Origin of the sequence: Paenibacillus mesophilus, from assembly GCF_005938385.1 — a bacterium.
In the GTDB taxonomy this organism is placed as follows: domain Bacteria; phylum Bacillota; class Bacilli; order Paenibacillales; family NBRC-103111; genus Paenibacillus_AB; species Paenibacillus_AB mesophilus.
This window is the reverse complement of record NZ_VCRA01000020.1, coordinates 78,160-90,754: the sequence shown is the minus strand read 5'-3', so window position 1 is coordinate 90,754 and position 12,595 is coordinate 78,160. Positions and strand designations below refer to the sequence as shown.

General features: G+C 53.8%; 13 protein-coding genes. 12 read left to right on the top strand and 1 reads right to left on the bottom strand.

Annotated elements, in window-relative coordinates; translation table 11 throughout:
• The first annotated feature begins 51 nt into the window (after positions 1 to 51).
• From FE783_RS27360 to FE783_RS27305, 12 genes are all read left to right on the top strand, one after another.
• Positions 52 to 1,374, top strand: a complete 1,323-nt coding sequence (locus tag FE783_RS27360) for an ABC transporter substrate-binding protein (protein ID WP_138882554.1) — start codon at positions 52 to 54, stop codon at positions 1,372 to 1,374.
• 75 nt (positions 1,375 to 1,449) lie between these two features.
• Entirely contained in the window at positions 1,450 to 2,322 is an 873-nt protein-coding gene (locus tag FE783_RS27355; RefSeq protein ID WP_238403275.1) for a carbohydrate ABC transporter permease, read from the top strand.
• Positions 2,323 to 2,332: 10 nt separating this feature from the next.
• The gene (locus tag FE783_RS27350; RefSeq protein WP_138882553.1) at positions 2,333 to 3,163 is read left to right on the top strand and encodes a carbohydrate ABC transporter permease; all 831 of its coding nucleotides are present in this window, start codon (positions 2,333 to 2,335) and stop codon (positions 3,161 to 3,163) included.
• Positions 3,163 to 4,122 carry a phosphoglycerate dehydrogenase gene (locus tag FE783_RS27345; protein ID WP_138882552.1) on the top strand — a complete coding sequence of 320 codons (960 nt, stop codon included), beginning with the start codon at positions 3,163 to 3,165 and terminating at the stop codon, positions 4,120 to 4,122. The genes FE783_RS27350 and FE783_RS27345 overlap by 1 nt, the downstream gene beginning before the upstream one ends.
• Before the next feature lie 29 nt (positions 4,123 to 4,151).
• Positions 4,152 to 5,459, top strand: a complete 1,308-nt coding sequence (locus FE783_RS27340) for a nickel pincer cofactor-dependent isomerase, group 22 (RefSeq protein ID WP_138882551.1) — start codon at positions 4,152 to 4,154, stop codon at positions 5,457 to 5,459.
• A gap of 22 nt (positions 5,460 to 5,481) precedes the next feature.
• Positions 5,482 to 6,525 carry a ribokinase gene (rbsK, locus tag FE783_RS27335; protein ID WP_138882550.1) on the top strand — a complete coding sequence of 348 codons (1,044 nt, stop codon included), beginning with the start codon at positions 5,482 to 5,484 and terminating at the stop codon, positions 6,523 to 6,525.
• Positions 6,526 to 6,561: 36 nt separating this feature from the next.
• Positions 6,562 to 7,464 (top strand): dihydrodipicolinate synthase family protein, encoded by a 903-nt coding sequence (locus tag FE783_RS27330; RefSeq protein ID WP_138882549.1) that lies wholly within the window; start codon positions 6,562 to 6,564, stop codon positions 7,462 to 7,464.
• 569 nt (positions 7,465 to 8,033) lie between these two features.
• Entirely contained in the window at positions 8,034 to 8,345 is a 312-nt protein-coding gene (locus tag FE783_RS27325) for an NUDIX hydrolase (protein ID WP_338015913.1), read from the top strand.
• A 27-nt stretch (positions 8,346 to 8,372) separates the two neighbouring features.
• The gene (locus FE783_RS27320; protein ID WP_138882548.1) at positions 8,373 to 8,837 is read left to right on the top strand and encodes an NUDIX hydrolase; all 465 of its coding nucleotides are present in this window, start codon (positions 8,373 to 8,375) and stop codon (positions 8,835 to 8,837) included.
• Between the two features lie 126 nt (positions 8,838 to 8,963).
• Positions 8,964 to 9,704 carry a 2,3-diphosphoglycerate-dependent phosphoglycerate mutase gene (gene gpmA / locus FE783_RS27315; RefSeq protein ID WP_138882547.1) on the top strand — a complete coding sequence of 247 codons (741 nt, stop codon included), beginning with the start codon at positions 8,964 to 8,966 and terminating at the stop codon, positions 9,702 to 9,704.
• 68 nt (positions 9,705 to 9,772) lie between these two features.
• Entirely contained in the window at positions 9,773 to 10,660 is an 888-nt protein-coding gene (locus FE783_RS27310; RefSeq protein WP_138882546.1) for an AraC family transcriptional regulator, read from the top strand.
• A 143-nt stretch (positions 10,661 to 10,803) separates the two neighbouring features.
• Positions 10,804 to 11,649, top strand: a complete 846-nt coding sequence (locus tag FE783_RS27305; RefSeq protein ID WP_138882545.1) for a phytanoyl-CoA dioxygenase family protein — start codon at positions 10,804 to 10,806, stop codon at positions 11,647 to 11,649.
• A 21-nt stretch (positions 11,650 to 11,670) separates the two neighbouring features.
• Here FE783_RS27305 and FE783_RS27300 read toward each other — a convergent pair whose 3' ends face one another.
• Positions 11,671 to 12,582 carry a c-type cytochrome gene (locus FE783_RS27300; protein WP_138882544.1) on the bottom strand — a complete coding sequence of 304 codons (912 nt, stop codon included), beginning with the start codon at positions 12,580 to 12,582 and terminating at the stop codon, positions 11,671 to 11,673.
• Positions 12,583 to 12,595: the final 13 nt, after the last annotated feature.

Here is a 12,595-nt window from a genome sequence, read left to right as displayed (position 1 = left end):
AAGGTGGGTAATTACGCGACAGTACCCAACAAATACGGGAGGTCATCAAGCATGAATCAATGGATCAAGAGAGCGGGCGCAGCCACTTTGCTTGCGGCGCTGGTTACAGGCTGCAGCACGGGAGGCAAGACGACGGCAGGCGAGACGACGGCGGACGGCAAGTCCAAGCCGACGCTGACGTTCTGGATGAAGAAGCAATTGTTCGAAGACCAAAACAAGCTTATTCAAGAGCGGGCCAAGCAATTCGGCATCGATAATAACGTAAACGTCAATATCGAACTGATTGCATATGAAGATTTTTATCCGAAGTGGTCGGCGGCGATCGAATCGAAAACCGTACCGGACGTATCCTTCTTCGGCTATCAGGAGATCGGCCAATTTTACGGCAAAGACGTGCTTGAGGATTTGACCGATGTGGTCAAAAAGATCGAAAGCAAAAACGGCGACATGCAGGCGAGCATGAAGAAGGCGATTACGTTCCAAGGAAAGCAGTACGCGATCCCGTTCTGGACCGAGTCCCAAGTGCTGTACTACCGTAAAGATTTGCTGAAAAACGCCGGCTTCGACGCTCCTCCGAAAACGTGGGAAGAGTTCAGGAAGATGGCCAAGGCGCTGACCGACCCGAGCAAAGGCGTATACGGAGCCGGCATGGGCTACGGCAAAGGAAACTCCGACGCCGAATTCCTGACCCGCGGCATCATCTGGTCGTACGGCGGCTCGGTCGATACGAAGGACGGCAAGACGGTCATCGCCAATACGCCGGAAACGGTCGAAGCGACGAAGTTTATCCGCGACATTTTCCTGACCGACAAGAGCACGCCGCCAAGCGCGCTGGGCTGGGATGACAGCGGGAACAACAAAGCTTACTTGAGCGGTCAAGCGGCGATGATTTTCAACGTCGGCAGTACGCTCAGCACGATCAAGAAGGACAATCCGGACTTGTACGAGAAAACCGGCATCGCTCCTTATCCGGCCGGACCGAAAGGCACGTTCATACCGGGCATCAGCAACAACCTGGGTATTTTCAAAGATTCGAAAAACAAAGACTTGGCCAAGCAGTTCGTCGAATACATGCTCGCCACCGACTGGTACAAAACATGGATCGAGAAAGGCGCGCCGCTCACCGGTCCGGTTTATTCAAAGCTTACGAGTGAGCCGGTATGGCAGGATGAGAAGAACAAAGCATTCGTCGATTCCGTCAAAGGCTTCTACTTCCTCGGCTACCCTGGAGAATACAATCCGAAAGCGGGAGAAGTGTTCAATCTGCGTATCGTGAACGACGCGTTCCAGAAGCTGCTGCTGGAGACGAGCTACACGCCGGAGACGGCAATCAAAGATTTGCAGACGAAGATCGAAGATATTTACAAAAAGTAACAAATAAAAAGATGGCTGCGGATAACCGGTATCGAATAGGTTATTCCGCAGCCTGATAGTTAGGCGGGATGAAACTTGAGAACGAACACGGACAACAAGCTTGCCTACGTGCTGATGAGTCCCGTATTGATTTATCTGCTTGCCGTCATGGTCGTCCCTTTCGGATGGGCGCTTTACTTAAGCTTTACGAATAAAGTCGTCGGGGTGCCGGCAAAGTTTATCGGCTTGGGCAACTATATCGACTTGGTCAAGGATTCGCTGTTCTGGAAAGCCGTGTGGAATACGGTCGTGTTCACGCTCGTGGCGGTTATCGGCAAGACGGTGTTCGGGATGATCATGGCGCTTGTCCTGAACGAGAAAATCGTGTTCCGGAACGTCTTCCGGGTATTGCTGTTCCTGCCGTGGACGATTCCTACGATCGTTTCCGTCTTTACTTGGCAATGGATTTATTCCGATGTGGGCGGCGTGCTGAATTACCTGCTGCTGAAAGTTCATCTGATCTCCAAGCCGGTAGGCTGGCTGGCCAGTCCGGATCTTGCGATGATTTCGGTTATTTTGGTCAATGTATGGCGCGGGATTCCGTTCATGGGGATCGCCATTCTGGCCGGACTGCAGACGCTGTCCAAAGAAATGTACGAAGCGGCTATGCTGGACGGAGCCGGGGCGTTCAAACGGTTTATATACATGACGCTGCCATCGGTCAAGGAAGTTACGGTACTTGCTGCCGTCATGACCACGATCTGGACGCTGAACGATTTCGAGATCATTTGGCTGCTGACGCGCGGCGGTCCGTCCAACGGTACGCAGGTGCTGTCTACGCTCAGCTATACGATCGGATTTCTGAATATGAGTCTCGGTAAAGCGATCGCGATTGCGATTCTGACGATGCCGCCATTGATCATGCTGATCAACTTCGTCACGAAGCGTTCGCTATCTTCGAATGAGTAGGTGATGGGGCATGGAACATAAATCGATCGCGAACCGGATACTCGTCTACGTCACATTGGCCGTTTTGCTCCTATTCGCTTTGTTTCCGCTTTATTGGATGTTCAATACGTCGTTTAAATCGAATGCCGAAATTTACAATATGACGCCTTCGTTCTGGCCTAAGCAGTTTACTTGGTCCGCTTACGTCAAACTCGTGACCGAGAAAGATTTCCTTATTAACGTGAAGAATAGTTTGATCGTTTCCGTTATTGTCGCGTTTGCTTCCATTGCGGTCAGCATGCTGGCGGCATACGCCATCGCGAAGCTGCGTTTCCGCGGGAGAAGCGTCGTTTCCAGAGGCATATTGTACGCTTACTTGATGCCAAGAGCGGTATTGTTTATTCCGCTGTATATGCTCGTTTCCTTGATCGGCCTGAACAACTCGATTTACGGGCTGATGCTGATTTATCCGACGATTACGATTCCTTATGCGACTTGGATGCTTATCTCGTATTTCAAATCGATCCCGGTCGAGATCGAAGAGGCGGCCATGATCGACGGCTGCAGCCGGGCGCGCACGATGCTCAATATCATTTTTCCGCTCGCCGCCCCCGGTGTAGCCGCAACATTCATCTTTGCTTTTACTTTGTGCTGGAGCGAATACTTGTATGCGCTGGTCGTGGTGACCAAAGGGTCGGACAAAACGCTGACGCTCGGCTTGTCGGATATGATCGTGGGAGACGTATTCGCCTGGGGTCCGCTGATGGGCGGTTCTATCCTTGCCTCGATTCCCGTAGTCATCATGTACCTGTTCACTTCCAAATATATGGTTAGCGGCATGACCGTAGGAGGAGTCAAATAATGAGCGGTTTGAAAAAGGTGCTCGTCACCGCAACGAATTATTCGGTGCTGTGCGCAGAAGCGAAACGGATGCTCGAAGAGGGCGGCTGCGAAATTATCGAGAACAAAGTAGGCAGACCGCATACGTTCGAGGAGCTTGTTCCGCTCGTTGCGGATATCGACGGCGTGGTCGCCGGAGTGGACACTTGGGACGAGGCCGTGTTCAAGCTGGCTCCGAAGCTGAAAGCAATCGCCCGCTTCGGCGTCGGCGTGGACAATATAGATTTGGCCAAGGCGAAGGAATACGGCGTAAAAGTTACGAACGTGCCGGGTGGAAACGCGAACGCGGTGGCGGAGCTGACCGTAGGACTGCTGTTGTCGCTGATCCGCAATGTCCCGACGCTGCATCAATCGGCCAGACGGGGATACTGGGACCGGCACGTGGGCGAGGAGCTGGCCGGTAAAACGGTCGGACTGCTCGGATTCGGCAACATTGCCCAAATGGTCGCCAAAAAGCTGCGCGGCTTCGACGTCTCGATCATCGCTTATGATAAATATCCGAATACGGCCAAGGCGGAGGAGCTCGGAGTCGAGCTGGTTAGTTCCGACGAGGTGTTATCGCGAGGAGATATCGTCAGCATGCATTTGCCGAGCCTGAAAGAAACGCGTCATATGATGAATGATGCGGCTTTCGCCAAGATGAAGCGGGGAGCTTACTTCCTCAATACCGCTCGAGGCGCGCTCGTCGACGAGCAGGCGCTGTATCGGGCTTTGGAGTCGCGGACCATCGTAGGGGCGGCAATCGACGTGTACGAATCCGAGCCGGTATCGGCGGATAACCCGTTGTTTAAGCTGGACAATATCATTACGACGCCCCATACGGCGGCCGAGACGGCCGAAACGTATCATAGAGTGGGGCTTGTAACGGCGCAAGCGCTGTTGGACGTATTCGCGGGCAAGGAACCGGCGAATCCGGTATGACCGCTTCTTGAAGGAGGTGGAGTCTCCGGATGAAAGGCATGAACGTCAACCTGGGGCGCGTAAGCTATGCAACAGAAGGCGACATTCGACTGCCGCGCATGGTGCCGGTCATTCAACAGTTCGCATCCGGCGGGATCGATCCGGATCGGATCGAGCGGATGGTAGGCGACGAGTTCCATAAAGATTCGATTCGCGGCAAAATCCGTCCGGGTATGCGAATCGCCGTCGGAGTTGGAAGCAGGGGGATCGAGAACATCTCATGCATCGTAAAGGCGGTCGTGGCCGAGCTGAGGAAGCTGGGCGCGGACCCCTTCATCGTGCCGGCTATGGGAAGCCACGGAGGGGCAACAGCGGAAGGACAAGTACGTGTGCTCGCCGGTTATGGTGTGACCGAGCGCGAGATAGGCGCGCCGATCGCGGCGTCTATGGACACGGTCCGTTTAGGAAGCGTGCTTGACGGAGTTGAAGTGCATTTTGACCGCACCGCCTACGAGCAGGCTGACGGAATTATCGCGGTAGCGAGAATCAAGCCGCATACGGATTTCAAGGCATCCATCGAAAGCGGCATTATGAAAATGCTCGGCATCGGCTTCGGCAAACATAAAGGCGCCTCGTATTTGCACCGGTTCGGGATGGATAGATTCGGCATGCTGCTGCCGGAGGTCGGCAAGCTGATCATGGAACGTACGCCTTTCCTGTTCGGCGTAGCCATCGTGGAGGATGCTTACCATCAGACGGCTCTCCTCGAAGCCGTCCCCCGGGAATTGCTTCCCGGACGCGAAGAAGAGCTGCTGGCGGAAGCGAAGCGGCTGATGCCCCGCTTCTTGCTGGACGATATCGATGTGCTGATTGTGGACGAGATCGGCAAAAACATAAGCGGCAGCGGAATGGACCCGAACGTGATCGGTCGCTCCGGTACGGACCGGTCGTTCGGCGACGGCCCTTCGATCAACAAAATCGTTGTAAGGGGCTTGACCCCGGAAACAAAAGGAAGCGCGGTCGGCATCGGCATCGCCGATTTTACGACGCGCCAAGTCGTGGAGCAGATCGATTTCGCGGCGATGTATACGAACGTCATAACCGCTATGGAAATATCGGGGGGCAAGCTGCCGATCATCCTGCACGACGATCGGGAAGCGGTCTTCGCGGCGATGTATACGGCGGGGAGGCGTGACCCCGAGGGGGTTCGGATCGTGCGCATCCGGAACACGCTTGCTTTGCACAATATACTGGTTTCGGAGAATATGGCGGCCGAGGCGGAGGCGCACCCGATGATGAAGCTTGACGGTTCTCCGCGGGAGTGGCGGTTCGACGCGTCGGGAAACGTCGCGGATTGATTGCGGGAAAGGCGTGTGACGAATGAAGCCCAGTATTGCCGTTGTCGGCAGTTTGAATATGGATATCGTAGTAACGGTGGAGAAGCTGCCTGCGGAAGGCGAGTCGCTGCACGGGAAAGGCATGTCGGAAGCTCCCGGCGGCAAAGGAGCCAATCAGGCTGCGGCGATCGGCAAGCTGCAAACGCCGGTGTGCATGATCGGCAAGGTGGGCGCGGATGGCAACGGCACCGCTCTGCTTCGTTCGCTTGAAGAAGCGGGCGTGGATACGAGTGCGGTGATGACAGCGTCGGAAGCCCCGACCGGAATTGCGGTTGTCACGGTCGAAGATGCCGGACACAATCATATTATCGTCGTGCCGGGAGCGAACGGGGACTTGACCAAGGAAGATATCGACAGTCGGAGGCAGGCGATCGAGCAGTGCGAAATCGTCGTTCTCCAGCTGGAAGTCCCGCTCGAAACGGTAGCGTATGCGCTAAAGCTGGCCAAGGAGCTCGGCAAAACGACCGTGCTCAATCCGGCTCCCGCGCGCAAGCTGGACGAACACATTTTGCGATATGTGGACTTCTTGATTCCGAACGAGCATGAACTACAGGTCATGGCCGAGCTCGATCGTATCGATGAACAGTCATTGGCGCAGTCGGCCCGTCAATTTATGGATCAAGGTGTCGGAGCGGTCATTGTCACTTTGGGCGAGGAAGGCTGCTATTATGCGGACCGCGACAGTATGACGCTGTATCCGGCCCGCAAAGTAAAAGCAGTCGATACGACGGCGGCAGGGGACAGCTTTATCGGCGGATTCGTCGCCGGTTATTTGGCGTCAAGAGACGCGGCCGCGGCGATCCGGCAGGCGCAGATCGCGGCCGCGATCACCGTGACAAGGCACGGGGCGCAGAGCTCGCTGCCGACTCGGCAAGAGGTCGAAGCTTTTCAACGATACAGAAAGTTTAAGTTCGATAAAGTAATGCAGCTGCGAAGCACTGCCTCATTAAAGCGAGCTGCGAGTTTCTGTACTAAGAAAAGCTACCTCTTACGCAGGGTCATTCATCGTGGAAAGGGCTTCGATTAGAAGCTTTTCTTATATTGATAGAGGAGAGAGCGGAGCATGAAACATTTATACGGCGTTACGACAGCTATGGTTACCCCGTTTCACAAGGATGGAACGATTGATTACGGCAAAGTGGAGCAGTTGACCGAGTTCCTCATCTCGAAAGGCGTTCACTGCTTGTACCCGCTCGGCACGACGGGCGAAATGCTGCGGTTGTCCGTATCGGAACGCAAAGCCGTTGCCGAAACGGTCGTTCGCAAGGCGGCCGGCAGAGTTACCGTGTTCATTCACGTGGGCGCGATGACGCAGAACGACACGGTCGAGCTGGCGAAGCATGCGAGCGAGATTGGAGCCGACGGGATCGGAGTCGTCACGCCTGCGTTCTTCGGGGCGAACGATCGAGAGCTGGAGCAATATTTCGTAACGGTCGCTTCGAGCGTACCCGAGACGTTCCCTGTCTATTTGTACAACATCCCGCAATGTGCGGCGAACGATCTGAAGACCGAGGTTGCCGAGAAAGTGGCGGCGAAATGCAGCAACGTCATCGGCATCAAATACAGCTATCCCGACTTTCTGCGGACGAACGAATATTTGAACATCAAGGGCGGCGACTTCTCCGTCATGCAAGGCTCCGACCGCCTGTTCCTCGCGGCGCTGGCGATGGGCTGTGAAGGCGTCATCTCGGGCGTTTCCTGCGTATACCCCGAGCCGTTCGTTGCGGTTTACAACGCGTTCCTCGAGAAAGACCTGGAGAAAGCGAGAAAGCTGCAGCGCATCGCAATCCAATATTGCGAGACACTGAAGAGCGGCAGCAACATGTCCTACTTCAAAGAAGCGCTCAAGCTGAGAGGCATCGACGCGGGCCATATGAGAGCTCCGCAGCTCGACCTGCCTGAGTACGAGATCGCCGATCTGAAGCGGAAGCTGGACGAACTGAACGCGGTGACGCACTACGCTTAATGTGCGGTCTGAAGGATACAACCCTGGAGTTTTTCCGTAGTTGTGAGTTTGTTGAGAAAGTGTACAAAAGAGGAAGCAATGAAGACGAGGAGTTGGGGAATGCGCTCCACTTCCGTTAAAATCGAGTTGCTTTATTATAATTTTCGCGGTTACAACTCGATTTTAAAGTCAGACGCTTCGCTTTACGCACATCTCCCCAACCCCTCTTGGATGTTCCATTCTCTTTTTACTTTCTAAACAAGCCTGACAACCCCGGGATTTCCGGGGTTGTATTTTTTTTATCTTTACCAAGAAAAACTTCCTCTTGATCGCGGTCGCTCATCCTAGAAGTACGTCGATAGACGTTTTTATTATACTGCCCGCGGTCGGGAAAGAACTGCTATTTTGATAGGTCACCTTGAAAAAAAGGGAAATGATGGTTGAAGCACGAACTATGAGCTTAACAAATGTACGATACATTCGGCCATGTACCGAAAACTACGGGAGGAGCGAATCATCGTGATCTCACAAGCGCTGATTCTTAAAGTCGATAAAATACTAATGGTAAGCAATACGTCAAGAGAGGAGATATCGTATGGAATTATCCCGGCGGAGGGATTGATGCAAACGAAACCCCGGAGCAGGCATGCATTAGGGAAGTACAAGAAGAGACGGGACTAATCGTTCAAGAGCTAGAACTCCTTCATGAAACGGACAAGAAGTACACGTACTATGTCAAAAGCTTCGAGGGGACCATCAGTCTCGATAAAACTCTCCGAGAAAACGAAGATATACTGGAACTCAAATGGATCGGCGTCAACGAATATGATTATTTCGATTCGTACACCAGGCCGATGCTGGAACTTCTATCAAGCAAGATCGCAGGGCGGATCGAGTTGTAACAAATTCAATTCCGAGGAGGCAGCAATTTGGGGTACATTGAAGAACTAAGAAAAGTCGTAGGCACCCGACCTTTAATATTAGTCAGGCCGAGCGTCGTTATTAGGAATGCAGCCGGAGAAATACTGCTCGTCCAATACAGGGATAATACTTGGGGCATACCCGGAGGATTGATGGAGTTGGGCGAATCGGCCGAAGACTGCGCCAGAAGGGAAATCCGCGAAGAGCTCGGACTCGAGCTGAAAAATCTGAGCCTGTTCGGAGTGTTTTCCGGCAAAGAGCTGTATACAAAACTGAGAAACGGCGATGAATACTACAATGTAGTAATCGGATACATCTGCACGGAATATGAGGGGGAATTAAAACCGGATGGGGTCGAAGTACGCGAGGCCGGATTTTATAAGACAACCCATTTGCCCGAAGGAACCAATCCGCTGGTTAAAAGCAGGATCGGAGAGCTGGGGAATTATGTAAAACGATTCGTGGCACCATGATTTTACCGCTAGGCGCTTCCACATGGAGTCCATCATATCGATTAGTTGTTCGAGTTCGAGAGTATATTTCCTTACTTTATACGGGGAAAAATAGGAAATGCATTCCAAACCGAAAGGCTGAAACTGATGATCAAATTGGTGCTGATTCGTCACGGTCAAAGCGTATGGAATTTGGAAAATCGGTTTACCGGATGGACGGATGTCGACTTATCCGAAACCGGCTTGCAAGAAGCAAGGAGAGCGGGAACGATACTGAAGAAGCACGGATACTTATTTGATCAAGCCCACACTTCCGTCTTAAAAAGAGCGATTCGAACGTTATGGATCATCCTGCACGAGATGGACCTGATGTGGATTCCCGTCTCGAAGTCATGGAAGCTGAACGAAAGACACTATGGTGCGCTGCAAGGATTGAACAAAGCGGAAACGGCTCAAAAATACGGGGAAGAACAAGTCCATATTTGGAGAAGATCGGTTACCGTAAGACCGCCCCAGCTCGACCTGGAAGACGAGCGATATGATGGGAATGACCCTAAATACAAGCATTTGGAGAAGCGTGAAATCCCCTTGAGCGAAAATTTGGAGGATACCGAGAAACGCGTGATCGAGTATTGGCATCATTCCATCGTACCGGCTCTGAAAGAAGACAAAAAAGTGATCATTTCCGCTCATGGCAATACGTTGAGGGCTTTGGTGAAATATTTGGATCAAATTCCTGCAGACGGTATTGTCGATCTGAATATTCCGACGGGCGTTCCGCTTGTATATGAGTTGGATGAGAAGTTAGCTCCTATAAGGCATTACTATTTGGACATGGACGGCGAAGTCCCCGAGGGAGTTATCCCGACAAACTCAACGAAGCAATAAAAAATCGCACAATTCAGCGCAGTGTGATAACGCTAAGGCAAACGTTGCCCGAGCGGGAGGAGACGCGGATGAAATCGGTTTATGAGCAAATAGCCGCCAGCCCTCTGGTCCCGTATATTCGTCAGGCTGACTTTGCGGTGCGGTATCCGTACAAGTATGGGGAGCGGCGTCTTCTCGACTATTTGCTCATCTATGTGCAGGAGGGGAACTTCCATCTGTATGTGGAAGGGAAGGAATACCGGCTCCGCGACGGAGATTTTTGCCTGGTGCAGCCGGGTGATCTTCATTGGTTCGAAGGGACGACAAATACGATTACGCCGTTTGCCCATCTCGATTTGTTCTACAATCCGCGACGCAGCGAGAGCTTCCCGACGAGGCCGGGCCAAGTGGCGCTTGACGAATACGCTCATCTGCTGCAGCCGAAGCTGAACGATTTTAACGATGTGGATGTTCCGGTTCAGTTTTATCCGGCGGATTCGGCGCATTTTCGCGATGCGTTTCTGAAAGCGATCGCGCTTTGGATGGAGCAGACGCCTATGGGGCAGCTGGAAGCCCAGCAGCTCGCGACGGAGGCGGTGCTTATGCTGCTGAGAAGCTATGGCAAGGGGGGGACGGCCTCGGCAGGTACGGGCCAACTGAATTGGGTTACATCGTATTGCTCGCTTCGCCTGTCCGAGCGGCTGACGGTGGAGCAGCTGGCGCGTCAGGCGAAGCTGTCTCCGTCCCGGTTCACGGCTTTGTTCCGGCAAACGTTCGGGCAATCCCCTTACCAGTACGTGCTGCGTATGCGCGTACAGCATGCCCGCGATTTGCTCGCCGGTTCTACGATGACGCTGCCGCAAATATCCGAGCTGTGCGGATTTACCGATATTCATCACTTCTCGAAGGCTTTCAAGAAAAGTACGGGCATAACCCCCGGATCGTACCGCCGCGAGCATGAGGGTGCTTCGAAGTAAATAGCGGTGCAGAGGGGGCACGGTTCAGTCGGAATATACAAAAATTCGAAGGCATTTCACAAAGAAAGCTTCGTCCGCTCTTGCTACAATCGGGGTAGATTGCAGCGTTTACAGCAAATTTACCGAAACGAGGTCATGAGCGAATGGAAAGGAATCAATCGGCAGGAGCTGCCGGAAGCTTGCCCGATCTGAACGACAGCTACACGGTTACCGGGGAGCTAGCGGCAAGTTATCGGGAGAACGGGCATATCGTTCTGCGCCAGGTGGCTGGCGTACACGAAATCGCCGGATACAGACCGGCGATCGCCGATTTTGTGCGGGAGCACAACAATCACTCGAAGCCGCTGCACGAACGGGATACGTACGGCAAAGCGTTTATCCAGATCGGCAATTTGTGGACGAAAAACGAGGCGGCGAGGAAATTCGTGCTGGCCCGCAGATTCGCGCAAATCGCCGCCGATTTGATGGGGGTGGACGGGGTGCGCCTCTATCACGATCAGGCACTGTTCAAGGAGCCGGGAGGAGGGCATACGCCATGGCATCAGGATCAAATTTATTGGCCGCTCGATACCCCGAACACGATCACGATGTGGATGCCGCTCGTGCCGGTTACCGAGGAGGTGGGCTCGATGACGTTCGCCTCGGGGTCGCATAAGTTCGGATATATTAGCAAAACCGTTATCTCAGACGAGTCCCACCGGACGCTCGGCGCGTATATCGAGAGCAAAGGGCTGGAGAAGGCGAACTACGGGGCGCTCGCCGCGGGGGATGCGACCTTTCATGCGGGCTGGACGCTCCATGCCGCTCCGGGCAATCCGACTGAGACGATGCGCGAAGTGATGACGATCATTTATTACGCGGATGGGGAGAGGGTGGCGGAACCGGATTCCAACGCCAGAAAGAACGACATGGAAGCGTGTTTCCCGGGCCTTAAGCCCGGAGACGTCGCGGCGACCCATCTGAATCCGCTTCTTTACTCCCGGGCTTAGCCGACAATACGAGGGCGGATCCTAGGGGACAATCCTGTTCAAAACGGCGGCGGCTTCCGCGCGGCTGATCGATTGATCCGGGCGAAACGTTCCGTCCTCGTATCCGTTGAACAATTCGGCGCGAACGGCTGCTTGGATGACGCTCCCGGCCCAATGCCCCGAGGGAACGTCTCGGAAGGAGAGCGCCGTGGAGCCTTCGGCATCGAGCACCTCGCTGCGCGTCACGATTGCCGCAATCTCGGCGCGGCTGATCGGTTTGTCCGGACGAAAGGTAGAGTCGGGATATCCATCGACGATGCCGTATTCGACCGCCGTGACGATATACGTTTTGTATTTGGATTTGCCGATATCTTTCCAGGCCGACCCGGAATCGTTGGACAGAAACAACTGCTTCGCTTTAACCAAGTAAGCGACGAATTCGGCTCTGGTAATCGGCTGATCCGGTTTAAACAACAGGCTGCCGTTAACGGTATACCCGTCGACGGCTTGTTTGCGTTGCAGGGCGGTAATCGCTCCTTCCGCCCAATGGCCGGCAATATCCGAGAAGTCCGTAGGAATGCCGTTCAAGGACAATACATATTTGACGATCGCTTCATACTCCTCTTCCCGAAGCGAGCCCGGCGCATTCTCGGGCATTTTGTCGCTGATAAACGCAAAAGCTTTGTCATAGGCGCCGTATCTTTTCTTGAACCGGTCCGACACTAGCGCGGGATTGCGGCCGATGCCGGTTCCATCGGCGGCATGGCAAGCCATGCAGTTTTGCTTGTACAGCTCCTCGCCGGGAGAAACTGCCGCCGCCGTCGACGGAGCCGGGGCGGTTTGGGCGGAGGAAGCCTGCTCCTGGGCATACAGGCAGGTGATGGCCGAGAACACGACGAAGGAGATGGTAGAGGTGAGAAGCCATTTTCTGGATCTCAGAGCAGGAAAGCGCATAGTAAGTACCGCC